The organism is Sphaerisporangium sp. NPDC049457 (assembly GCF_055586705.1).
On the sequence record NZ_JBVJHR010000013.1, the window covers coordinates 89,760 to 113,873 of the forward strand.

Consider the following 24,114-nt stretch of genomic DNA (forward strand, 5'->3'; position numbering starts at 1 on the left):
GTGACCAGGACAGGCAATGAGGCCATCGTCGAGCAGTTCCTCGCCGATGGCATCACCTACATGTTCGGCAATCCAGGGACGGTCGAGCAGGGTCTCCTCGACGCGGTGGAGAAGTACGAGGAGATGCGCTACGTCCTGACGCTCCAGGAGAGCGTCGCCGTCGGCATCGCCGACGGGTACGCGCGGGCCACCGGCGGGCCCGGGCTGGTCCAGCTGCACAGCGGTGTCGGGCTCGGCAACGGCATCGGCATGATGTACCAGGCGATGCGCGGCCACGCCCCCCTCGTCGTGATCGCCGGCGAGTCCGGCGTCCGCTACGACGCGATGGACGCCCAGATGGCCGCCGACCTGGTCGCCATGGCCCGTCCGGTCACCAAGTACGCCACGAGGGTCATCGACCCCTCATCGGTGCTGCGCGTCCTGCGCCGGGCGGTGAAGATCGCCATGACTCCGCCGCGGGGGCCGGTCTTCGTCGCGCTCCCGCTGGACGTGCTGGACCAGCCGAACGACGAGCCGGTCGTCCCGACGAGCCTGCCCGTCACCGAGGTCGTCCCCGTGCCCGAGCTGGTCGAGCAGGCCGCGGGACTCCTCGCCGGCGCCGCGCATCCGCTGATCCTCATCGGGGACGGCGTCGTGGCCTCCGGCGCGCAGTCCGCGCTCACCCGGCTGGCCGAGCAGCTCGGCGCGGACGTGTGGGGCGTCGACTACTCAGAGGTCGGGATCGACGGGCGGCACCCGCTCTACCGCGGCCAGACCGGCCACATGTTCGGCGAGGTCAGCCGGGCGATCGTCCGGCCCGCGGACGCGGTCCTCGTCGTGGGAACCTACCTCTTCCCCGAGGTCTTCCCCGATCTGACCTCGCCGTTCCGGCCGGACGCCCGCATCGTCCACGTCGACCTCAACCCCTACGAGATCGCGAAGAACCACCCCGTGACGCTCGGCCTGGTGGCCGACCCCGCGGCGACGCTCGCCGCGATCTCGGCGTGCCTGGACCGGCGGCTGACCTCCTCCGACCGCGAGGCCGCGGCGCTGCGGCTGCGCACGCTCAGGGACCGTCCCCAGAACGACGCGGCGCACTCGCTGGCCGCCGAGTTCGCCGGCCGGCTCGCCGCGCGGGCCCCGGCCGACCTGATGGTCTTCGACGAGAGCCTCACCGCCTCAGGCGCGATCGGTGCCAGTCTTCCCCCGGGGCTGCCCGGCCACTGGTTCCAGACCCGCGGCGGATCGCTGGGGGTCGGCATCCCGGGCGCCATCGGCATGAAGCTCGCCCGCCCCGACAAGGTCGTCGTCGGCTTCACCGGTGACGGCGGGAGCATGTACACCTTCCAGGCCCTCGCCACGGCCGCCCAGCACGGCATCGGGGCGAAGTTCGTGGTCTGCAACAACCGCGCCTACCGGCTCCTCGACCTCAACATCGAGCAGTACTGGAAGGAGCGCGGCATCCCGCACCACGCCTACCCGCGGTCCTTCGACCTGTCCCCCTTGGGCCTGGCCTTCGTGGACATCGCCCGCGGCTTCGGCGTGGACGGGATGCGCGTGGAGAAGGCGGACCAGATCGACGAGGCGCTGGACCGCATGCTGGGCGACGACCGGCCGTTCCTCATCGACCTGAAGACCGACGAGGAGGACTCGTGACCCGGATCGGCGTGCTCGTGGAGAGTGACTTCTTCGAGCCCGAGATCTTCTACTACCGGTGGCGGTTCGCCGAAGAAGGCTACGACGTCGACTTCCTCACCAGGCTGTGGGGTCAGGACGAGCTGACCTTCACCGGCCACGAGTACCGCGCGCCGTTCACCGTGCGGCAGAGCCTGGAGGATCTCGACCTCGACCGCTACTCGGCGCTGATCGTCCCGTCCGGCATGGTGTCCGACCGGCTGCGTTACAGCGAGGACGTCGAGGTCCTCGCCCCCGCCGTCAGCCTGCTGCAGCGGGCCTTCCAGGAGCCGAAGCTGCTCAAGGGGATCATCTGCCACGGCATGTGGCTCGCCTCGGCCATCCCCGGCTCGGTGCGCGGGCGCAAGGTCGTCTGCCACAACAACCTCGTCGGCGACGTGCGCAACATGGGCGCCGACTACGTCGATCAGGACGTGGTGATCGACGGCGACCTGGTGACCGGCCGTACCGGCCAGCACGCGCATCTGTTCGCCAGGACCATCATCGACCTGCTGAAGGGTGACCAGCGGTGAACTTCACCTTCTCCGACACGATCGCCGGGCGGGTCATCGACTACGACCCCGCCAGCAAGATCGTCCGCCTGAACACCGCCGACGACCGCGAGTTCGCCGTGTCGCTGGCCGGCTCGCCCAGCGCGGAACTGCTGCGCAACCTCGGCGAGCCGTACGTCGACGCCAGCGGGCACCTGGAGGACATGCTCCAGCCGGGGCGGTACATGTTCGTGTACGGCATCTTCTACCCGGGCGGCCGGTTCGACGCCAAACGGGTGATCTTCGTCGGCCGGCGCGACGTGGCCCGGTTCGAGGAGCCGAGCTGGTGGGTGAACCAGCTCAAGGAGATCGCCGCCTTCTACCGCAAGGCCCAGTTCGGCGACGGCCCGGTGGACTTCAACGAGTACCGCACGATCATCAGGCTGGGCGGCGAGAAGACGAGCAGCCACGTGCAGGAGACCGACACGATCTCCCGCCTGGTGTACGGCATGGCCTCGGCCTACCTGCTCAGCGGCGACGACGCCTATCTGGAGGTGGCCGAGCGCGGCACGGAGTACCTGCGCCGGCACATGCGGTTCGTCGACGTCGACGAGGACGTCGTCTACTGGTACCACGGGATCAGCATCGACGGGGACCGCGAGAAGAAGCTGTTCACCTCGGAGTTCTCCGACGACTACGACGCGATCCCGATGTACGAGCAGATCTACGCGCTGGCCGGTCCCGTGCAGACGTACCGCATCACGGGCGACCCCCGCATCAAGCAGGACGCGGACGCCACGCTGCGGCTGTTCGAGCGGTTCTTCCTCGACCGCGAGCACGGCGGCTACTTCTCGCACATCGACCCCATCCTGCTCAGCGCCGACCACGAGTCGCTCGGCCCGAACCGGGCCAGGAAGAACTGGAACTCGGTGGGCGACCACGCGCCCGCCTACCTGATCAACCTCTACCTGGCGACCGGCGAGCGGCGCTATGCCGACTTCCTGGAGTCGACCTTCGACACCATCGTCGAGCGGTTCCCCGACGACAAGAACAGCCCGTTCGTCCAGGAGCGGTTCCACCGCGACTGGTCGGCCGACACCACGCACGGCTGGCAGCAGAACCGGGCCGTCGTCGGTCACAACCTGAAGATCGCCTGGAACCTCATGCGCATGCACTCGCTGCGCCCCAAGTCGGACTACGCCGAGCTCGCCCAGCACATCGGCGAGATCATGCCGGCGGTGGGCAGCGACCAGCAGCGCGGCGGCTGGTACGACGTGGTGGAGCGGACGCTCGACGACGAGATCGGCCGGCACGCGTTCGTCTGGCACGACCGCAAGGCCTGGTGGCAGCAGGAGCAGGCGATCCTCGCCTACCTCATCCTCACGGTGGTCACCGGCAACCGGGACTTCCTCACCGAGGCCCGCGCGGCCGAGTCGTTCTACAACGCGTTCTTCCTCGACCACGACGAGGGCGCGGTCTACTTCAACGTGCTGGCGAACGGCCTGCCCTACCTGCTCGGCACCGAGCGGTTCAAGGGCAGCCACTCGATGAGCATGTACCACTCGGCCGAGCTGTGCTATCTGGCCGCCGTCTACAACCTGCTGATCAACAAGGCCCCTCTGGACATGCACTTCAAGCCGGACCCGTCCGACCTGCCCAGGCGGACGCTGCGGGTCTCGCCCGACCTGCTGCCGGCCGGGAGCGTCCAGATCACCGGGGTCGAGCTCGACGGCGAACCGTACGACGACTTCGACGCCGAGGCGCTCACCGTCCGGCTCCCGGACGTCTCGCGCCGGGTCAAGGTCAAGGTCACGCTGGAGGTTCCGGAATGACAGAGGTGAAGCTGACCTCGCAGACGGTCGGCGCGTTCACCGTGGTGCGCATCTCCGGCGAGATCACCAGCGTGACATCGGCCAACCTGCAGGACCGCCTGCTGCCCCTGATCGGGCGGAACGCGAAACTGCTGATCGACCTGGCCGCCGTGCCGTACATCTCCAGCGCCGGCCTGCGCATCCTGCTGATCTCCCACCGCAGGGCGCAGGAGGTCGGCGCCGCCATCACCCTGTACGCGCTGTCGGAGGAGGTCAAGTTCGTGATGTCGGCGACCGGCTTCCTGGACTTCTTCGACGTCGGCGAGAACCTGGAGACCGAACTGGAGCGTGCTCGATCATGAGTGTCCAGGAGGGCAGGGAGCGGATCGACGTCGTAGCGTCGAAGGAGATCTCCGGCTACCGCGTCGGGCGCGGCAGGCCGCTGCCGTACGGGGCGACCATCGTGCCCGGCGGGGTGAACTTCTCCGTCTACTCCGACCGCGCCACCGCCATGTCCCTGGTGCTCTTCGAACGCGGCGCGCCGGCCCCGACCGCGGTGCTGCCCATCCCGGAGTCCTTCCGGGTGGGCAGCGTCTTCGCGATGACCGTCTTCGGGCTCGACCACGAGAACCTCGAATACGGCTTCTACGCCGACGGCCCGTTCGACCCGGCGCGCGGCGACAGGTTCGACTCCTCCAAGATCCTCGCCGACCCCCACGCCCGGCTGATGTCCGGGCGGGAGGTCTGGGGCTCCGAGCCCGACTGGGACAACATCTACCAGTACCGCTCGCGGCTGCTCTACGACGACTTCGACTGGGAAGACGACATGCCGCCGGGCATCCCCTTCGAAGAGCTGGTCATCTACGAGGCCCACGTCCGCGGGTTCACCCGGCACCCCTCGTCGGGGGTCAGCGCGCCCGGCACCTTCGCGGGCCTGCGCGAGAAGATCCCCTACCTGCGGGACCTCGGCGTCAACTGCGTCGAGCTGATGCCGATCTTCGAGTTCGACGAGTTCGACAACCCGCGCGTCGATCCGGTCAGCGGCGCGCGGCTGTACAACTACTGGGGCTACAACACCGTCGGGTTCTTCGCCCCGAAGGCGGGCTACGCCGCGACCGGGCGGTACGGCATGCAGGCCGACGAGCTGAAGAGCCTGATCAAGGAGCTGCACAGGGCCGGCATCGAGGTCATCCTCGACGTCGTCTTCAACCACACCGCCGAGGGCAACGAGCACGGGCCCACCATCTCGTTCCGCGGCCTGGACAACGCCACCTACTACATGCTCACGCCGGACGGCTCCTACTACAACTTCAGCGGCACGGGCAACACCGTCAACTGCAACCACCCGGTGGTGCGGGACTTCGTGCTCGGCTGCCTGCGCTACTGGGTGTCCGACTACCACGTCGACGGCTTCCGCTTCGACCTGGCCGCGATCCTCGACCGCGCCCCCGACGGGACGCCGCTGCCCAACCCGCCGCTGCTGGAGCAGCTCGCCTACGACCCCCTGCTGCGCCGCTGCAAGCTGATCGCCGAAGCGTGGGACGCCGCGGGCCTCTACCAGGTCGGCGGCTTCCCCTCCTACGGCCGCTGGTCGGAGTGGAACGGCCGCTATCGTGACACGCTGCGCCGCTTCATCACCGGCTCACCCGGCATGGTCGGCGACATGGCGACCCGGATGGTCGGTTCGCCCGACCTGTACGGCGGGCGCGGGGCCGCGGCGTCGATCAATTTCGTCACCGCCCACGACGGCTTCACCCTCATGGACCTGGTCTCCTACAACGACAAGCACAACGAGGCCAACGGCGAGGACGGGCGGGACGGGGCCAACGACAACAACAGCTGGAACTGCGGAGCCGAAGGACCCACCGGCGACCCGCAGATCCAGGGGCTGCGCACGCGGCAGATGAAGAACGCCATGGCGCTGCTGCTCGTCAGCCAGGGCGTCCCCATGATCCTGTCGGGCGACGAGGTCGGCCGGACGCAGCACGGCAACAACAACACCTACTGCCAGGACAACGAGCTGTCCTGGTTCGACTGGTCACTGGTCGACACCAACGCCGAGCTGCTGCGCTTCGTCCGGTTGATGATCGGGTTCAGGCATGACCATCCGGTGCTCCGGTCGGGTGAGCATCCGCTCGGCGTCGACCCCGCGGGGCTCGGCGGCCTGCCGGACATCAGCTGGCACGGCGCCCGCGCCTGGGCCCCCGACTGGTCGCCGGAGAGCCGGCTGTTCGCCGCCATGCGGAGCGGGCCCGGCCTGGACGGCGAGCCCGAGCGCGTCTACGTGGCGGCCAACGCCCACTGGGAGGCGCGGGAGCTCGAACTGCCCGGGAACGACTGGAGCGTCTTCGCGGACACCGCGAAGGCGTATCCGCACGACATCTACGAGCCCGGCACAGGGCCCGGCGTGGAGGGCGGCCACTACCTGATGGCCCCCAGATCCGTCCTGATTCTTGTTGGCAAGGCCACTGACGCATAGGAGATCATCATGGCTTTCACCGCGACACTGACCACCGAGGACGGCATCGCCACCATAAAGCTGAGCGGGGAACTCGACGCCTCGACCGCGCCGCAGTTCCACGACCGGCTGGAGGAGGCGGCCGGCTCCGCCGTGCGGACGCTGGTGTTACAGGCCGAGGAGCTGAGCTATATCGCGAGCGCCGGCCTGCGCGTTCTGGTGTTCGCCCGGCAGAAGCTGGGTGAGGACGTGCAGATCGTGATCACCGGAGCGGTCGACGCGGTGGCCAGGACCATAAAAATGGCCGGGCTGGACCGCAGTATCGAGATGACGGTCGCGTGAGGGGGGCATGCGCTGCATACCGGCGTCGCTCGCGTCCCTCCAAGAGGTGGCGGGTTATGTCCGCACACTCGCGGATCGTGCGGGACTGTCCGCTCGTGACGAGCATCGTCTGCGATTGGCGGCGGACGAGTTGGTGACCAACATCGTCGTGCACGGCTACGAGAACGGCGAGGGGACGCTGCTGCTCGACGGTGGCGTGGACCAGGAGCAGGTCTGGCTCCGGATCCAGGACGAGGGCAGGCCGTTCGACCCCAGGGAGGGCGTGCGGCCGCCCGAACATGGTGTGCCGCTGTCCGAGAGGCGCATCGGCGGTCTCGGGATCTACCTTGCCCTGTCGTCGCTCGACGACTTCAGTTACGAGCGGGACGCAGGGCGGAACACGAGCACGCTGGTGATCCGGGCCGGCGCGGATGGGGGATCATGAACAAGATCAGAGTTCTCGCTCTCAACGACCGGCGTGAGCTGCCGGCGGAACTGGCGGACTCGCTGCGACGGCTCCAGGTGGACGTGGAGACCCGCTCACCGGCGGAGGTCCTGGCGGCGGCGACCGTGCCCGCGGCCGACGTGGTGCTGACCGCCGGGGATGTGCCGCCCAACATCGTCCGCGCGGTCAACCGCCGGCTGGCGGAGGACGGGCACGACCCCGTCGTCCTCGCCTACACCGAGGACGACTTCGGGGCGCTCGAACGCCACATCCGCTCGGGAGTCGACTATCTGGTGCCGCCGTTCATCCCCGCTCTGGTGCAGGCGCGGATGCACAGCTGCGCCGAACGGGCGGAGGTCAACCGGACCATCCGGGAGGCCGCCGGGCAGGCCGACCTGATGCGGTACGAGACGGAGCTGGAGATCGCCAGAGAGATCCAGCTCGGTTTCCTGCCGGAAACGCTGCCGGGTCCGGACGGCTGGCACCTGTCGGTGCGCTACCGGCCGGCCCGCACGGTGGCGGGTGACTTCTACGACGCCTTCGAGCTGGTCAACAGCCGCAGGCTGGCGCTGATCGTGGCCGACGTGTGCGACAAGGGCGTCGGGGCCGCGCTGTTCATGGCGTTGATCCGCAGCCTGCTGCGGCATTCGGCCGAGCAGAGCGGGAAGCACGGGATGGTCGACATCGACCGGCTCACCGAGGACCTGCGCGGTGCGCCGACGGTCGGCGCGACGCCGCTGCTCAACGCGGTGAAGGGGACCAACGAATATCTCACCCGCAACCATCTGCGGCAGGGCTATTTCGCGACCTTGTTCTTCGGTGTGCTGGACCCGGCGACCGGCAGCGTCGTCTATGTCAACGGCGGGCACAACCCGCCGGTGCTGCTGCGCGCCGACGGCGGGGACCCGGTGGTGCTCGACCCCACGGGACCGGCGGTGGGGGTCGGGCGGAACTCGTCGTTCGCCCTCGGCTACGCGCACCTCAATCCGGGCGACCAACTGTTCATCTACACCGACGGCGTGACCGAGGCCAGGGCCGAGTCGGGAGAATTCTTCGGGGAGAGTCGCATGTTCGACGTTCTGGCGTCAGCAGAGGGTGACATTCTGCACAAAATGGACGAGGAGCTCGGCGAGTTCGTGGGCGAGGCCGAGCAATCGGACGACATCACGATGATGGCCGTCCACCGGGTGACCTGATGCCGCAGGTCGTGACGGTGCACTCCTACCGCGGCGGCACCGGGAAATCGAGTGTGGCGGCCAACCTGGCGATGCTGCTGGCCAGGGAGGGACGCCGGGTCGCGGTCCTCGACACCGACATCCACGCGCCCTCGATCGCCACGATCTTCGGGATCGATCCCGGGCGCGGGGCCTGCTCGCTGGTCGACTACCTGGTCGGCAAGTGCGAGATCGAGGACGCGGTGTTCCCGGTCGACCCGCCGGGGCTGTTCGCCGTCGTCGCCAGGTCCAACCCGGCGTCGATCAACGAGCTCGCGACCACGGGGTACGACGTCGGGCTGCTGAGCGAGGGCTATCAGCGGCTCATCGGCGCGTTCGATCTCGACCTGCTGATCCTGGACACCCACACGGGGCTCAGCCCCGAGACCGTGACCGCCATGGCGAGCTCCGACCGGCTGATCGTCCTGTCCAGGGCCGACCGGGTGGCTCTGGCGGGAGCCGCGGCGACCGCCGCCCTGGCGGACCGGCTTGACTGCTCCGAGCGCGCGCTCGTGGTGAACATGGCGCCCGACGGCAAGGTGGGGGACGGGGTCCGGCAGGAACTGGAGGAGCTGTACGGCTGCGCGATCGAGGTCGTCCTGCCGTACGAGCCGCAGATGGCGGCCCACGAGGGCGAGGGCCTGTTCGTGACCGCGTATCCGAACCATCCGCTGGTGTCCGGCTACCGCCAGATCATATCCGCAGTATTCGAATAAGTTCGAATAAAAGGGGGAAACGGTGTTCGCGATCGCTCTTGCCGGGGGGAAGGGAATCCGCGCGCGCCCTTTGACGCTCACGACGCCGGACTGCCTGCGAAGCAAGGCCGCGATGCGGCTCGCCGGCCGCAGCCTCATCGAGTGGTCGGTGGAGCTGCTGTCCGCGCAGGGGGTGCGGGACTTCTACATCGCTGCCAACGGCAGCGAGAACCGCGGCCAGATCAAGTCGATCCTCGAATACGGCGACCGGTTCGGAGTGTCGGTGCGCTATCTGCGCACGCGCTTCGACCTGCACAACACCGGGTCGGGCGAGGCGACGCTGCGGTGCCTGGAATATTGGGACCTCGAAGGGCCCGGACTGGTCTTCCCGACCGACTCCATCTTCGAGTTCGACCTGGAGGCGATGGCGAAGGCGCAGAGCACGGCGGGGGCCACGGTCACCGTGGCCGCGGTGTGCAGGCCGGCGGCGCAGGCCGCGGGCAAGTACGGCGTGCTCGACTGCGACCCCGGCGGCGCCGTGTCGCGATTCGTGGAGAAGCCGGACCTCCGTGTCGCCGGCCGCCTGGCCGACCGCGACGGGCAGGTGCGGACCAACGCCGGGATGTACCTGATCGACGGCGCGCGGCTGCGGATGGCGGCGCGCGACCCGCACCTGGCGATGCTGGCCGGCTCGCGACTCGACTGGGGCCGCGACCTGCTGCCCTACCTGGTGTCGCGCGGGCACCGCGTGACCTCCCACGTGATCGACAGGTTCGGCGACCTGGGCAGCCCGCCCGACTTCCTCGACACGATGAGCGACGTGCTCAACGACAGGTATCCCCGGCTCAGCCGCCGGATGGGGCCGCGCATCCACGAGAGCAGCCTCTACCTCAAAGACTCCACCTCGGGCCGGACCCTCGCCGAGAAGATCCAGGACGGCTCCGTCCGGGTGGGCGCCAACGTGCGCATCGGCAGAGACGTGGAGATCGGCCCTGGAGTGGTCCTCATCGACTCCGACATCGGCGACGGAGTGGACATCGGCGCGGACGCGGAACTGAACCGCGTCGCCTGCGGCGACCACAGCATCATCGGGCCCGGCGCGCGGCTCTGCGACGTCATCGCGGGCCCGATGGTCGAGATCAGGTCCGAGCGGGGCCGGCCGGTGGTCCTGGAGGGATCGTGCGCGCTCGGCGACGAGGTCGTCGTGCACGCGGGGGCGCATCTTCGCGGCGTCCACATCTTCCCGCGGCTGGACGTCTGGGGGGACGCGCGCGTCCCGCCGGGCGCCTGCCTGATCGGGCCCCAGGACATCGTCAGATGGTCACCCCGCTCGGCGTGACGTCCCCGCCCGGATGACCCGGGCTGTCGGGGCGGTCCGGGGTGTCCGCCTCGCGCTCAGGGACGCGGCTCTCGCTCGGCGAACCTGCGGAGCGCGTCGAGGGCGGACACGCCGTAGACGTCCTCCACGGCGCCGGCCAGCAGGTGGCACGTCCTGAACCTGTCGAGCGGCGTCAGGCCCATCCGGGTGAGGTGCAGGTAGGTGTAGTTGAGCAGCACCCGGTAGCGCAGGAAGCCGGGGTCGGCGAAGACGGCCTCGTGGTAGGCCGGGCTGTCGAAGATCAGGCGCTGCAGCTCGTTCGGCTCGCGCCGCGGCACCGGCAGGTCGCCGAGCCCGGCCTGGAACGCCTCGCCCGGCCTGGTCATCGGCTGGGGCAGCCGTCCCTGGTCCATCAGCGTGCCCGCCTGTGCGCGGTACCGCTCAAGGAGCGCCGCCCATTCCCTGACGAAGGGGACGGGCGGGGCGGCCGGGTCGTCCAGTGCGGCGATCACCTCCCGCACCCGCGCGGTCAGCGCCGCGCGCCGCTGGTCGAGGTCGCGGTCGAACGCGGCGCGGGTGGCCCCGGGATCGGCCGCCCAGGTGATGAACCCCTCCGCGTGCATGCGGTACGACAGGTAGCTGCGGGAGATGGGGTGGGAGGTGTGCGCGACGGTCAGCATCAGGCTCAGCGCCACGCCGAGCCGGCCGTCCTCGCCCGCGCGCACGTGGTCGAGCATGGCGAACAGCAGCGGGGTGCTGTCGACGTAGAACGCGGTGAGCAGCTCCACCGCCTCGTCGCTGCCGAGGACGTGCCGCCGCGAGTCGTACGGCGCGTCGCGGATGGAGTTGTCCGGCGGCCACGGCGTGAGCGGCCCGTTCTCCTGCTCGCGCACGGCGAGCAGGCGGTGCCGGGTCAGGCTCTCCGCCGGGTCGAGCACGGTCGTGGAGGGGTGCTCGCGCAGGTAGGCGCCGACGATCTCCTCGATGAGCGGGCGCGCGACCTCCCGCCAGACGTCCTGCGTGGCCTTCACGTTGATCCGCAGGTGCGGGCCCTGCCTCCAGTGGCGCAGCACGTACGCCGCCTCGACCCGGCCGCGCAGCTCGTCGAACAGCGGCCGTACGGCGCCCAGCAGCAGGCCGTCCTTGTCGGGGGCGTGGTAGTGGACGTGCACGCAGCGCCAGGTCGGGGCGCCGGTCGCGGGTGCGCCGGTCAGGGGGACCACCTCCGGGAGTCGGTACGGCCGGCCAGGGCGGCCAGGGAGCGGGCGACCAGGAAGGACACGTGGTGCTCCGTCCCGGCGCGCAGGCCCAGCCGGTTGTGGAACAGGTGGGCGCACCGCAGCAGGATCAGCGGGACCGTGCGGCGCTCCGCGGGCGCCGCCATGGCCAGGAAGGCGTGCGGGGAGCCGGGGTCGGCCGGCGCGCACCTGCCCGCGGCGCGCAGCTCGTCGAGGTCGTCGCGCAGGGCGCGCATCGAGGACGCCCACGTGCCGAGCAGCCCGGCGCCGGACTCGTCCTGCTCCCACAGCTTGCGGGTCTGCGCGATCAGGGCGTCCCCACGGCGCAGCCAGTCGTCCTCGCCGCCCGGGATCTCGGGCCGCCGGCCCACCGCCTCATGGGCGGCCGCGGCGAACCGGGCCGCCGCCGCGGGCAGGTCGGGCTCGCAGGCCGCGAGCGTGATGGTGAGCGCGGCGAGCCCGATCGCGGCGCGCCGCTCCATCCCCGTGCCGGCGTCCAGCACCTCCAGGGCGAGCGCGCTGGACACCGTGAAGTGCCGTTCGGCGGCGGCGACGCACGCCGCGTCGCCGTAGGCCGCGTGCTCGGGCAGGTAGTCGATGAACTCGACAGAGTCGGTGCGGTGCAGCCGCTCGTCGTACCGCTCGCGCCGCTCGCCTCTGGCGACGGCCGCCGCGAAGGCGCGGTAGGCCGCGAGGTCGACCGGGGGAGAGGGGTGCGCGGCGAAGTGCGCCGCCGCGCGCTCGCGCACCAGGTCGCGGACGCGCGCGGCCCGCGGGGGATCGGGGACCCACAGCCGCAGCCGCACGTGCTGCCCGCCCTCCCAGTAGCGCAGGAAGAAGTGGCGGCACGCCGTCCCGTCCGCGGCCGTCTCCCGCACCACCGGCGACACGGCCCCGGTGATCACGGCGTCGAGGTCGCCGAAGTGGAACAGGTGCGCGCTGACCCAGCTGCCGGCCGCGCCGTCCGCCGTGCCCGCCGCCGTGCCCGCCGCCGTGCCCGCCGGTGTGCGGGCCGGTGTCCCGCTCATCGGCCCGGCCTCTCGGAGAGCTGGACGACGTACTCGGTGACCCGTCTGTCCGCGCCGTACAGCGGGGCGCCGGCCGGATCGGGCAGCGCCTCCTCCAGGACGAGCAGCGCCCCGGGGTCGCGCAGCGAGCGCAGGAACCCGGTGAGCAGCAGCGGGTCGGTCACGTCGACGTACATGGGTTTGCGGTCCTTGCTCAGCAGCCCCACCAGCAGGCCGTCCCCGAGGCCGACCACCCGCGCGAAGAACCGGCGGGGCACGCCGTGCGACTCCAGCCACGCGGCCAGCCGCGGCAGGTAGGCGGCCTCGCCCTCGCCCTTGGCGGGCGCGGGGAAGTCGCCGGCCCGCAGCCGCCAGGCCGCCCGGCCGAGCGTCACCCGCCCGACGTCCATCCGGGGCCAGCGCTCCACCTCGCCCTCGGCCGGCGTCCCGCCCCGGGTGCGGAACACCCAGCCGGGCACCATCGCCACGGACGGCTCGCCGAACGCCCGCACGAGGAACTGCAACCACGGGGGCAGCCAGTGCTGGGCGGTCATCCCCAGGTGGACCGGCCGCACCGCGCGGCCCTCGCCGTCCAGCAGCGTGAGCCGGTCGCGCCCGGGGTCGTGGACGACCGTCAGGTCGGCGGGCGCGAGAGGCGGCAGGTCCGCGCCCCCGGCCGTGAAGGGATGGTCCAGCGCGAGGTCCGCCGTGGCCGGGCGCACGTTGAGCCCGCCGCCCACCAACCCCCGGCACTCGGCCACCAGCACGTCGCTCTGCGCCGCCCGCAGCTCCGCCGCGGGGGGGACCTCCCCGCCGGCCAGCGCGACCAGCCGGTGCAGCCGCGACAGCCCCCGGCCGTACCCGGCGGAGACCGAGTTGACGACGGCGCGCACGCCGTCCGGCCCGTCCTCGACGGCCTGCAGGTAGCAGCAGACCGACCCGGGCGCCTGGATGAAGCGCGGCCAAGAGGCGGCGAACCCGGCCAGGCGGGCGGCCGTGACGTCGACCACGGCCTCCCGCGCCGAAGGGCCGGCGGCGGCGAGCTCCCAGAACTCCCGGCGCAGCTCCGACAGCCGGCGCAGGCCCGGCGGCGCCTGCTCGCCGGGCGGCGCCTGGGGGACCGCCACGGGGTTGCGCAGCATCTCGCGCAGCAGCGCGCCGCCCGTTCCCCGGGCCGCCGCGTGCACCTCGCGGTAAAGGTCCAGGGCGCCGATCCGGGCGTTGGCGCCGTACCGGTCGAGGAAGAAGGCGGTGGCGGTGATCTTGACGGGCAGGTCGGGGTCGAACAGCCCGAGCAGGCGGCGTACGGCGTCGAGGTCGTCGCACACCCCGCGCCAGGCATCCTCGTCCAGTCGCCCGGCGACGCCGGGGATGACGGCGCTGTGCCACAGCAGGTTCTTGTCCGGCAGAGACGGCCCACCGTCCCCGGCGGGCAGGACCTGCTCCAGAGCCTCGCGCACCACGGCGCCGGGCCCGGCGGGCCGGTCGCGCCGGGGCCCGGCGGTCTCCCGCAGCGCCTCGGCGACCCGGCCGACGGCCGCCGCGTACGGCGAGGCGCCGGCCTCCGCGAGCCAGGACGCCAGCCGGCCCACCGGGTCGGCCGACTGCTCCTCGTACGGCGGGACCAGTTCGAGCAGCCCCGCGTCGACCAGCGGCTCGATGCCGGGGGCGCCGGCGATCGTGGGGAGGGGGTGTCCGCGCACCCAGGTGAGGGCCTGCCGCACGCCGTGGCTCGCGGGCACGCTGGACAACGGCTCAGTGGGGCCGGGGCCGAGGAACCAGACCCGGTCGCCGTCGTCGGCCGCGGAGGGGTTGACCCGCAGCCGCGCGCGCTCGCGCACGGACGGGTGCCGGGTCAGCGCCGACCACAGCGGGCGCAGGACCGCCCGGTCGAGCTCGGCCACCTCGTGCCAGACCGGCTCGCCGCAGCTCAGCACGGCGGGACCGCCGGTCGTCCACCGGCCGAGCCCGCTGAGGGTGAACGTGGCGTACGGGCTGGTCTTGACGGTCGCCCGCGCGAGGTACTTCGCCAGCCGCAGCAACTCCTGACGGTCGGGAGGGCGGTCCGCCGGCCCGGCCAGCCAGGCGTCGAGGCGGGCGGCCAGCACCGGGCTGCCCTGGGCGAGCCCGTCACGGAAGCCGACGTCGGCGACGGCCTCGCGCAGCAGCGCGACCTTCTCCCGCGACTCCTCCGCCAGCACGGCGGGCAGCGCGGCCCGCAACGCGTCCGCGCGGTCCCTGCGGGCGGTCCACTCCTCGATCCGCGCGGCCAGCTCCCCGGGTAGGGCGGCCAGCACCTCGGCGGAGGCGGCCCGGCCGGACGGGCGGCGGCCCGCGTAAACCGCGCGCCGCAGCGCGACCAGCCCGGCCTTGACCGGGCCGCCCGCCGCGCCGCCGATCACCTCGTGCAGCGGGCCGGACAGCTCGGCGCCCTCCCGCCGCAGCCAGGCCGACGCCTCCGCGAGCCGGTCGACGAGCTCCCACGTGCGGGTGCAGCGCATCCGCTCCAGCCCGCCGAGGGGCAGACCCGCGACGCGGACCGCGAAGACCGGCGACACGGCATAATCACGACTGGCGAGCCGTGCCGGCCCACCCCCTGTGGCGGGGGCGGGCCGCGCTACATGAGTCAACGGAAACGCGCTCCTTGTGTGGTTCGCCGAGGGGCCGAGGGCGCCCGTGGCGTGGGCGCCCTCGGCCCTGCTCATCTCACCGGCGGGCCCGAGGGCTCACCGGTTCTCTGACGGTCGCTGGCGAGCGCCTGCCCCTACGCCTCGGGGGCCCAGCAGCTGGTGGCCGACAGGTACGACGAGCAGTAACCGGTGTAGGAGGAGGCGCCGGTCTCGATGGTGCCGTGCCCCTCCACGACGATGGAGTCGGCGGACAGCACGTCGATGGAGTCGACCTCCAGGCCGCGCAGGTCCAGCTTGAGGTTGTCGTTGTTCATGTGCTTCTCCTTTTCGAGAATGGTCACTGCGTTCTTCGGGCGCGGGCCGTGAACCACGCGGTCACGGCGTCATCAGGGCAGCGGGCCTCACCTCCTCGCGTGAGCCGGGTGGGATCTGGCGGGCCACGAGCGGCCCGCCGGTCAGGGGCGTGCCCATCGCCAGGAACGACAGGCTCCGCAGCGGAGTGGCGGCGATCCCGAGCACCTCGTCGGTGGTGTCGTTGGCGCCGTCGGAGTGGATGCGCGCCGCCAGGCCGAGCGCGGCGGCGGCCAGCGCCGCCCGCTGGACGACCAGGCCCGCCTCGATCTGCTGCAGGCGGTACCAGCGGTCGCCGAACAGGCCGACGCCCGCCAGCGGGTCGCCCACCGGGACGAGCACGGCGGCGGCCCCGCGCAGCGCGACCAGGGTGTTGGGCAGCAGGCGTCCGGTGGCCACCGCGGCCGTCCGCTCGGCGGAGGCGACCTCGCGCAGCGACCGCCGCTCCGGGTCGTACCAGTAGCCGCCGCGGGGCACCCCGTCCACGCGCAGCGCCAGCAGGCACAGGGCGGTCGCCGCCGGACCCTCCCCGGCCCCGGGCAGGTCGGCGGAGTAGCCGCCGGCCGCGGCGGCCAGGACCGCGCCGAGCGCGTCGCCCGCGAGGGGGACCGGCCGGTATCCGGCCGGCGGGGACGCGCGGCGCGGCACCCCCGCCGCCAGGCGCATCCCGGGCGCCGGCTCCAGGACGGGCACGGTGACGCCCGGCCCCACCGGCGGCCGGGGCCGCAGCCCGGCGGCGCGGGAGGCCGGCGCGAAGGCGGCGCGGGAGGACTGTCCGGAGGCGGCGCGAGAGGACGGTGCGGAGGCGCGGCCGGCGGCCGCGCCGGCGCGGTGCAGGTCGGCGGCCGGGCCGCCGGGCATCGGCATCGGCAGTGGCGCGCTCTCCCTGGCCGCCGGTCGCGAGAGCGGCGTGCCGTTCGGGGGCGCGGACCTGAGCGGCGGGTCGTCCGGTGTGGCGTGGGGCAGGGTGAGGGTGAGTACGGCCAGGGCGGCCTCCCGCGCGCCGTCCAGGCCGAGCAGCCGGTCGGCCTCGCCGTCGGGGAACCGCAGGCGGGCGCGGGCGGTAAGGCCGAGCCGCCCGGCGACCGCCATCGCCTGGGCGAGGAGAACGCCGGTCTCCTGGCAGATCAGGCGGTAGCCGAAGTCGCCGTACTTGAACATCGACCGCCAGAACACCGCCGACAGCACCAGCGTGACGTCCGGCGCCGCCGGCTCGGCGAGCAGGCCGGACAGCGCGGCGGTGTGGTCACCGTGCCGCACGCGTTCGAGCGCGTGGTGGACCGGGTCGTAGTGGTACAGGGCGGCGGGCAGGCCGGGGACGCGCGGCTCGCCGGCCGCGACGTACGCCTCGATGGGGTAGAGCCCGCCCCCCGAGGGCGCGGGGCGGCCGACGAGGAGCAGCGGCGGCCCGCCCAGCGGGGCGCCGTGGTCGTCCAGCTGGTGGAGCCACACGAGCCTGGCCACGCCGAGCAGCTCCCGCAGCAGCTCGCCGACCAGGTGCAGGGCGGTGCCGTCCCCGGCGCCCCAGGGCAGGACGGCGCGCTCGGCGTCCGGGTACCGCTTGTGCCGCGTCGGGGCGTTGACCCGGTCGATGGACAGCGGGCCCCGGTTCCGCATCGCGGCCAGGTAGCGGCGGGTGGCGTCGCCGGGCGCGTCCGTCGCCGTGGTGCCGTCCATCCGGTCTGCCTCACTTCCTTCGCCGGTCCTGCCGATTCCCGCCGGTTTCGTGCGGGTGTGAGCGGATTCGCTGTGTGGTGTGGTGCCGTGCGTGGTGCGGTGCCGTGTGGTCGGTGCGGGGTGTGGTCAGGGGAAGGGGTGGGGGTGGGGATTCAGCTCGTCGGGCCGCAGGTCGTCGTCGCGGTACCCGAGCCGCCGGGGCAGGGACAGCAGCCGCGGCAGGCCGTGGGTGCGCCGGTGCCGGTGCCCGAACGTCATCGGCATCGCCCCCGGCACGATGACCTTCGCGCCGCAGAATCCGGCGGCCCTGGCCTCGGGAGAGGTGATGTCGACGGCGATGACGTCGAGGCCGCTCGCCAGGAAGCGCCCGGCCAGCTCGGCGAGGTCCGCGGTCAGGTCGTCGTGCTCGGGCCAGCCGAGCCGCGCCGTGACCTCCGCAACCGTGAGCGCGGGCCCGTCCAGCGGCAGGAAGTCCAGGCGCTCGGCCGCCCGCGGGTGGCCGTAGAGCAGGGGATGGTGTTCGAGCAGCCGCACCTGGCCGGAGTCGGCCGCGAGCCGGGCCGCCTGCTCCGGGTCGTACCGCTCGATGTGCCCTTCCAGCATCGGGCCGAGGTCGTCGAGCGCCCGGCGCAGCGCCCGCTCCGGCGCCAGGTGGGCCGCGGTGCCGCACAGCGCCCGCGGCCGGTCCGGCCGGCCCGTCGCCTCGACGGCCATGACCCAGAACACCGGCACCCGCTGCTCCAGCATGGCGACGAACGCGTGGACGTCGTAGCCGAGCCGGTCCCGCACCCGCTGGGCGAGCATGGGGATGCGCCGGTCGGCGGCCGAGGCCAGGTCGACGCGGGGGATGGGCATCCGGGTGTACCACGTGGTGAGGAACGCGTCCCGCTCGGCCACCTCCAGCAGCCCGTACAAGATCGCCTCGGCCTGGTGGCCGCCGAGGGCGCAGCCGTTGGAGCACTCGTAGGCGAACCCGGGGTCGCCCGCCGGGCGAGGGCCGAAGTACGCGTAGCTCTCGGGCACCAGCACCGGCCCGTCGCGGTGGAACGAGTACGCCCACACCCACGAGGTGGGCCGCTCCGGGTGGAAGCGGGTGAACCAGAAGTCGGGCTGGTCGTACCAGTCGTCGGGGTACAGGCCCAGCGTCCGAGGGTCGAGGGCGTGGTCGGCGACGTCGGCGTACGCGGCGCGCACGACGGTCCGCCGCCCTCGCGGGTGGATGCCCGCGATGCGCTCCAGGGCCTCGGCGATCGCGGTCGCCCGCGCGGAGGGGAAGTCGTCGCTGCGGCCGTACCCGTGGTGGCTCTCGTGCGCGGTGCGCGCGGGGCTGAGCCGGGCGACCGCCATGGGGCTGCCGCCGCGCTCCTCCGCGACCAGCGTCTGCACGATCCCGGTCTCCGCGTCGACGAACAGCCGTTCCAGCTCGGCGACCCTGCCGCTGATGCCGCCGAGGCGGAACGCCGCCGGGTGCGGCTTCGGCGCCGGCTCCGGGACGTAGCGTCCGGCGTCCGGGCCGTCGTCCGGCCGGGCGCCGCAGTCCGGGCACAGCGGGTCGGGCAGGAAGAGGTGGCGGCGCACCTCGCCCGTCGGCACGCGGACCCTGAGCAGCGCGCCGGAGGTGCGCGCGGAGGCGGGGTCGCGCCGCAGCCGGTCGGCCTCGTCGGCCACCAGCGCCGCGACCGCCCTGGTGAGGAGCGGCGTGAGCAGGGCGCTGGGCCGGGTGTCCAGCTCCGCGCCGAACCGCTCGCGCAGCGCGTCACGCGCCACCGCGTCGGGCCGGTTGCCCGCGCGCCGCCGCGCGACGCAGGTCGGGCAGCCTGGGCTCGCCGGGCGCACCGCGGGGCCGACCAGCACCCAGCCGGCGTCGACCCGGACCGGCAGCCACGGCACGTCCTGTCCGGCCGCCCGCCGCGCCACCATGGGGTAGGCCCGGGTGTCGTCGGCGTCGCCCGCGACGACGATCGCCGACGGCTCGGAACCGGCGGGGGCGGCGGCCATGACGTGCGAGCGGATCGCCGTGTACAGCCGGCCCGATCCAAGGACGGTCACCGGTCCCTGCGGCTCGGCGGGCGCGGTCGCCGGTGCGGTCTCAGTCGTCAAGGAGCACGACCTGGGCGACGAAGGGAAGCAGCCGGGACGCCTCGGGGTCGCCGTCCAGCGGCACCGCCACCGGCACCCTGCCCGCCGCGCGCAGTGCGGCGGTCATCAGCCGCACCGACCGCTCCGGGTCGCCGGACGGCGCCCACAGGGGACGGGCGCCGGAGTACGCGCTCTGCCGTTCGGTGCGGGACTGCCAGCGCAGCAGCAGCCGCTCCAGGCCGTCCCGCAGCGCGGCCGGCGCCGTGGCGGCCGCCGACACCAGCACCGGCCCGCCGGGGGCGGTGAAGACGTGCGCGGGCACGCCGAGGACGGACGTGCGGTCGCGGACGTCCAGCGGCTCACCGGCGAGCGTGAGCCGGCGCGCCAGCGCGGCGGCCACCGGGTCGGCCGTGAGGTCGGTCGTCAGGTCGGCGGTGGGGTCGGCCGTGCGGTCGGCGGTGAGGTCGGTCTTGAGGTCAGCGTTCAGGTCGGTCGCCGGGTCGGAGGTGAGGTCGGAGGTGAGGTCGGCCGCTGTGCCGGTCGGCGGGGTGGCACGGGTGCCGCCCGCCGTGCCTCCGATGCCGCCCGCGGCTCCCGCCGTGCCTCCGATCAGGCGCGCGGCCAGCAGGGCCTCGCAGTGGGCGCGCAGCCCGGCGGCGACCGCAGCCGCCCAGCTCAGCCCGGCTCCCGCACCCTCGGGAGCCCGGAGCCCGCCGGTGCCGGCGAGCCGCAGGGCCGCCACCGGCACCGCGCGCGGCCGGCCGTCCGGCAGCTCGACGCCCCACACGACCTCCTCGCCGTCGGGGCCCGGGACGGCGCCCGCCGCGGCCGTGAGGACGCCGTAGGTGGCGAGCGCGGCCAGCAGGCAGCGCAGCCGCGCCGTCCGCCGGTCCTCGCCCCACCCGACGGCCTGCGGGGGCGGCGCCCATCCGGGCAGCGCGCCCAGCGGATCGGACACCGTCGCCCGGCAGACCGGCAGCGGGGTCTGCGCCAGCCCCTCCTCGTCCAGCGTGCCGAGGAGGCCCAGCCGGGAGTCGACCGCCTCCGCCGCCCGGTCCAGCAACTCGCCGGCGCCGACCGGCGCGGCCGACGCCAGGGACTCGACCAGGGCCGAGGTCTCCTGGGGTCCGCGCGCCGTCCGGGACGCCGCGCTGGGATGCGGGACGAACCGGTGCGGGATGGTGTCCAGGTTGCGCAGGTCGACCCGGGTGAGCCCGTGCCCGGGGTCCGCGCCGACGGCGTCCAGGCCGGTCAGGTGGGAGAAGCAGGCCAGGGCCGGCATGGCGGCGACCACCTCGGGCAGCGGGCCCACCAGCAGGTCCTCACCCAAATGGGGCGGGGTCGCCGCCGGCAGTGCGGCCAGCCGGCGCCAGCCGGACTCCACGGCCGTCACCGAGGGCCTGCCCACCTGGCCGAGCCACACCTCCGTGGGCCGGACCAGGGCCTGTCCCACCGGGATGCCGGCCGCCTCACAGGCGCGGGCGGTCCGCACGAGCGTGCCGATGTCCGTGCTCACCTGGAGCAGGACGTCGGCGTCCCCGGCGATCACGCCGGACAGGGCGTCACCGGAGAAGGGGACGACGCGCACCTCCTGCCGTGGATCGCGGCGGGACCCGTCCACCACCCGGCCGATCGCGGCGGCGTCGGGGCAGACGACGCTGATCCGCCGCCAGCCCGAGCCGGCGCACGCGGCCAGCAGCGCCGTCAGCAGCGGTCCCTCTCCGGCCAGCACCAGGCGGGAGCGGCGGAGCCGCTCGAAACGCCACTCGGGGGAGTCGAGCACGTAGCCGATGAAGGCGATCTCCTCGGCGTACGTACGGCGCTCGTCCTCGGTCAGGCCGTGCGGCCGCGACCGGCGGGCGTCCACGACGAACCGCTGCTCCGCCAGCCGGCGCACCAGGCTCTCCACCATGTCGCGCTTGTCGTCGTCGAGTCGCGCGGTCAGCTCGGCCAAGGTGTGCTCCCCGGTCAGCGCCGGGGCCAGTCTGCTGAGCCACGCGTACGCCTGGCGGCCCCGCAGCACGCACGATCCGTAATCACTGTGTACATACACCCCGTCCCGGCTCTCGACAAAACGCACGTCGTCGGATAAGCGCGGTCGCATCGCCATATCGGCGCGTGGGAGCGCTCCCATATCCCCCATATCCCTGATATTAAGATCCTATGACCGAAATGTAAATCTTCCGCCGACTCGGCAACATGTGTAGAATCGCGGGTTTTCCGGGAACGAACGCCGGAATTCGACCCCTGTGTACAGGAATGCCGGGATATTCAGGTGTCTGTTTCCGCTAATTGGGTACCGAATGTAATTCGGGTTCCTGTCGGGCCCGTCGGCCCGGAACCGCGTGCCGCCAATGTCGCCCCGCTGGACGGAAACAAGCGTGTCGCCGTGTCCGGTTCGAGCGGTTCCGGCCGCATGGTGGGCCTGACCCGCGCGGGACCGCTCCGTCGGCGCGAATGCGCTCCGTGACGGTGGCGTCCTCAGCTGTGCTCGGCGCCGCCCCGGACCGCGATGCGGACCACGATGCGCCCCAGAGCCGTCCGGGCGGCCTCCGCCGCGCCCGGCCCGCGGCGGCCGCGCCGCGGCGGCGCCTGCCGCCTCCTTGGCGTGGGGTCCGGTTGCCGGTCCGGCCGTGCGAGGGCGAGGCGGCCGCCGGAGATCGTGCGAGGTCTGTGGGCCTGTGTCGCCGTGATCGCGGGGCGCGGCGCCTCTGGGGCGAGGACCTCCTGGGTAGATCTTTTAAAGTGTGACTATTGGCACATAATTGCATATAACGGAATCTCGGCACTTCGGTACCGGTTCGTCCCTGCGGCAATCCCCTTTGGAAGGACGAGACGGTGGCTGTTCCCGTGGCGGTGCTGCGCTCCTTGCGACACCGCAACTACCGGCTGTGGGCCGTTGCGGACTTCGTCTCCGTCACCGGTACGTGGGCTCAGGTCCTCGCGGTGAACTGGCTGGTCCTCACGATCACCGGATCGGCGACCAGCGTCGGCGTCAGCCTCGTCCTGCAGGCCCTGCCCACGCTGCTGCTCGGCCTCTGGGGCGGATCCCTCGCCGACCGGCTTCCGTCCCGGCCGGTCGTGCTCGCCGCCCAGCTCGCCCAGGCGGCCCTCGCCGCGACGCTGGCGCTGATCACGATCGACGGGCTCCCGCCGATGTACGCCCTCTACGGCGTCATGGCGGCCTCCGGGCTGGTCAACGCGGTGACCGCGCCCGCGCTCGGCCGGTTCGGCGGGGAGGTCGTCCCCCCGGAGGACCTCCCCAACGCCATGGCGCTCGGGTCGGTCATCAGCTCCGCCGCCCGGATCCTCGGCATGAGCCTCGCGGGCGCGCTCCTGCCGCTGACCGGCGCGACAGGCCTGTTCCTGGTCAACACCGTGAGCTTCTTCGCCGTGATCGCCGCCGTGCTCGGCATGAGGCGCGGCGAGCTGTACGTCATGGCGCGCGCCGAGGACCCGGCGGATCTCGGCGTGCGCGGCAGCCTCCGCTATGTGCTGCGGACTCCCTGGCTGCTGGTGCTGCTCGCGCTCGCCTTCGTCCTCGGCAGCCTGGGCCGCAACTACCAGGTGACCATGGCGGCGATGAGCGCGGGCCCGTTGCGGGCCGGGGCGTCAGGCTATGGCCTGCTCTCGACGGTCTTCGCCGTCGGCACCGTGCTCGGCGGGATCGCGGTCGCGTCCTGGAACAGCCTCAGCGTGCGCCTGCTGCTCGGGGCGGCGATGCTGGCGAGCGTCGCCCAGCTGGTCAGCGGCCTGATGCCGGGCCTCACCTCCTTCGCCGCCCTGATGCTGCCGATCGCGGCGAGCGCCATCGTGCTGGACACCGCCGTCGCCGCGCGGACCCAGCTCGACAGCCCCGACCACATGCGCGGCCGGGTCATCGCGGTGCTCGGCGTGGTGTCGGCGGCCTCGGGGGCGCTGGGCGGCCCGCTGCTCGGCCTGATGAGCGACACCATGGGACCGCGCGCCGCCCTGCAGCTCGCCGGGCTGACGACCGTCGCGGCCACGGTGCTGGCCACCGTCGCGTTCGCCCGCCTGGCCGGCGTACGGCCGGCCGCCGCGTTGCTCGACCGGCTCCGCCCGCGCCGCGCGGAGATCGCCCTCCCCGAGGTGGCCGCTCAGCGGGTGTCCTGAGGGGGCGCCGCCGCCGGGCGCTGTGGGCGCAGGCCGGCCAGGGTGACGGCGACGAGGCGGCGCACCGCGTCGGGGCCGTCGAGCCCGCCGGCCGCCGTGAGGGCGTGCAGGCAGTAACGCGACAGCTCGTCGGCCGTCACGTCGTCGCGCAGGTCGCCGGCTCGCGCGCCCTCGGCGATCAGGGCGCGCACGAATTCGTGGAGGCGCCGCCGCGCGCGTTCGACGTGCTCGCCGCTGTGGAGCAGGGCGGCGAGGTCGCCGCTGTGGCGGCCCGAATGGTGCTGGATGAACGCGTACGACGCCAGCACGGCTTCCAGGCGCGCGCCCGCAGGGGCGGCGGGATCGGCGGCGGCGCTCAGCTGGTCCACGTGGGTGGCGATCTGGCGTTCGTGCCAGGCGGTGAGGACGGCTTGCACGTCCGGGAAGTACTTGTACAGCGTCGCCCGCCCGATGCCCGCCTTCTCGGCGATCTGCGACATCGTCAGCGCGACCAGGCCGTGCTCGGCCACCAGCGCCGCCGTGGCGTCCAGGGCGGCGCCGCGCACCGCGGCGCGATGGGCGTCGATCGTGTCGTTCCACAGCTTCGGCACCC

General features: G+C 73.1%; 19 protein-coding genes. 11 read left to right on the forward strand and 8 right to left on the reverse strand.

The window, feature by feature from the left end; translation table 11 throughout:
- Genes ACZ6QO_RS21215 through ACZ6QO_RS21260 form a run of 10 tightly spaced genes read left to right on the forward strand, consistent with a single transcriptional unit; the run spans window position 1 to window position 10,427 of the window.
- A complete protein-coding gene (locus tag ACZ6QO_RS21215; RefSeq protein WP_465853048.1) occupies window positions 1-1,635 on the forward strand; it encodes a thiamine pyrophosphate-binding protein in 1,635 nt (544 codons plus the stop codon).
- Window positions 1,632-2,186, forward strand: coding sequence for a DJ-1/PfpI family protein (locus ACZ6QO_RS21220; RefSeq protein WP_465853050.1), 555 nt, complete (start codon window positions 1,632-1,634; stop codon window positions 2,184-2,186). Before ACZ6QO_RS21215 ends, ACZ6QO_RS21220 begins: the two co-directional genes overlap by 4 nt.
- Window positions 2,183-3,976 carry an AGE family epimerase/isomerase gene (locus ACZ6QO_RS21225; protein WP_465853052.1) on the forward strand — a complete coding sequence of 598 codons (1,794 nt, stop codon included), beginning with the start codon at window positions 2,183-2,185 and terminating at the stop codon, window positions 3,974-3,976. Before ACZ6QO_RS21220 ends, ACZ6QO_RS21225 begins: the two co-directional genes overlap by 4 nt.
- Entirely contained in the window at window positions 3,973-4,317 is a 345-nt protein-coding gene (locus ACZ6QO_RS21230; RefSeq protein WP_465853054.1) for an STAS domain-containing protein, read from the forward strand. Before ACZ6QO_RS21225 ends, ACZ6QO_RS21230 begins: the two co-directional genes overlap by 4 nt.
- Window positions 4,314-6,434, forward strand: coding sequence for a glycogen debranching protein GlgX (gene glgX, locus ACZ6QO_RS21235; protein WP_465853056.1), 2,121 nt, complete (start codon window positions 4,314-4,316; stop codon window positions 6,432-6,434). Before ACZ6QO_RS21230 ends, glgX begins: the two co-directional genes overlap by 4 nt.
- Window positions 6,435-6,443: 9 nt before the next feature.
- On the forward strand, window positions 6,444-6,755 hold the full coding sequence (locus ACZ6QO_RS21240) for an anti-sigma factor antagonist (protein WP_465853058.1): 312 nt from the start codon (window positions 6,444-6,446) through the stop codon (window positions 6,753-6,755).
- Between the two features lie 7 nt (window positions 6,756-6,762).
- Window positions 6,763-7,179 carry an ATP-binding protein gene (locus ACZ6QO_RS21245; protein ID WP_465853060.1) on the forward strand — a complete coding sequence of 139 codons (417 nt, stop codon included), beginning with the start codon at window positions 6,763-6,765 and terminating at the stop codon, window positions 7,177-7,179.
- Complete coding sequence (locus ACZ6QO_RS21250) at window positions 7,176-8,375, forward strand: PP2C family protein-serine/threonine phosphatase (protein ID WP_465853062.1); 1,200 nt, start codon at window positions 7,176-7,178, stop codon at window positions 8,373-8,375. The genes ACZ6QO_RS21245 and ACZ6QO_RS21250 overlap by 4 nt, the downstream gene beginning before the upstream one ends.
- Complete coding sequence (locus ACZ6QO_RS21255) at window positions 8,375-9,109, forward strand: MinD/ParA family ATP-binding protein (protein ID WP_465853064.1); 735 nt, start codon at window positions 8,375-8,377, stop codon at window positions 9,107-9,109. Before ACZ6QO_RS21250 ends, ACZ6QO_RS21255 begins: the two co-directional genes overlap by 1 nt.
- A 22-nt stretch (window positions 9,110-9,131) precedes the next feature.
- Window positions 9,132-10,427, forward strand: coding sequence for a sugar phosphate nucleotidyltransferase (locus ACZ6QO_RS21260; protein ID WP_465853066.1), 1,296 nt, complete (start codon window positions 9,132-9,134; stop codon window positions 10,425-10,427).
- A 56-nt stretch (window positions 10,428-10,483) separates the two neighbouring features.
- Here the strand turns inward: ACZ6QO_RS21260 and ACZ6QO_RS21265 are convergent, their stop codons facing one another.
- The 7 genes from ACZ6QO_RS21265 to ACZ6QO_RS21295 form a co-directional block, all read right to left on the reverse strand.
- Window positions 10,484-11,629, reverse strand: a complete 1,146-nt coding sequence (locus ACZ6QO_RS21265) for a thiopeptide maturation pyridine synthase (RefSeq protein ID WP_465853068.1) — start codon at window positions 11,627-11,629, stop codon at window positions 10,484-10,486.
- A complete protein-coding gene (locus ACZ6QO_RS21270; protein WP_465853070.1) occupies window positions 11,617-12,672 on the reverse strand; it encodes a lantibiotic dehydratase C-terminal domain-containing protein in 1,056 nt (351 codons plus the stop codon). Before ACZ6QO_RS21270 ends, ACZ6QO_RS21265 begins: the two co-directional genes overlap by 13 nt.
- On the reverse strand, window positions 12,669-15,209 hold the full coding sequence (locus ACZ6QO_RS21275; protein WP_465853072.1) for a lantibiotic dehydratase: 2,541 nt from the start codon (window positions 15,207-15,209) through the stop codon (window positions 12,669-12,671). The genes ACZ6QO_RS21270 and ACZ6QO_RS21275 overlap by 4 nt, the downstream gene beginning before the upstream one ends.
- A gap of 206 nt (window positions 15,210-15,415) precedes the next feature.
- Window positions 15,416-15,595 (reverse strand): hypothetical protein, encoded by a 180-nt coding sequence (locus tag ACZ6QO_RS21280; protein WP_465853073.1) that lies wholly within the window; start codon window positions 15,593-15,595, stop codon window positions 15,416-15,418.
- Between the two features lie 61 nt (window positions 15,596-15,656).
- Window positions 15,657-17,309: a SagB family peptide dehydrogenase gene (locus ACZ6QO_RS21285; protein WP_465853075.1), complete on the reverse strand. Its 1,653-nt coding sequence runs from the start codon at window positions 17,307-17,309 to the stop codon at window positions 15,657-15,659.
- A gap of 126 nt (window positions 17,310-17,435) precedes the next feature.
- A complete protein-coding gene (locus ACZ6QO_RS21290) occupies window positions 17,436-19,409 on the reverse strand; it encodes a TOMM precursor leader peptide-binding protein (protein WP_465853076.1) in 1,974 nt (657 codons plus the stop codon).
- Window positions 19,399-21,411, reverse strand: a complete 2,013-nt coding sequence (locus ACZ6QO_RS21295) for a hypothetical protein (protein ID WP_465853078.1) — start codon at window positions 21,409-21,411, stop codon at window positions 19,399-19,401. Before ACZ6QO_RS21295 ends, ACZ6QO_RS21290 begins: the two co-directional genes overlap by 11 nt.
- 815 nt (window positions 21,412-22,226) lie before the next feature.
- Between ACZ6QO_RS21295 and ACZ6QO_RS21300 the strand changes: the two genes are divergently transcribed.
- Window positions 22,227-23,522 carry an MFS transporter gene (locus ACZ6QO_RS21300; RefSeq protein ID WP_465853079.1) on the forward strand — a complete coding sequence of 432 codons (1,296 nt, stop codon included), beginning with the start codon at window positions 22,227-22,229 and terminating at the stop codon, window positions 23,520-23,522.
- Here the strand turns inward: ACZ6QO_RS21300 and ACZ6QO_RS21305 are convergent.
- Window positions 23,507-24,112, reverse strand: a complete 606-nt coding sequence (locus ACZ6QO_RS21305; RefSeq protein ID WP_465853081.1) for a TetR/AcrR family transcriptional regulator — start codon at window positions 24,110-24,112, stop codon at window positions 23,507-23,509. The two genes, ACZ6QO_RS21300 and ACZ6QO_RS21305, sit on opposite strands and share 16 nt — an antisense overlap.
- Window positions 24,113-24,114 lie beyond the last annotated feature (2 nt).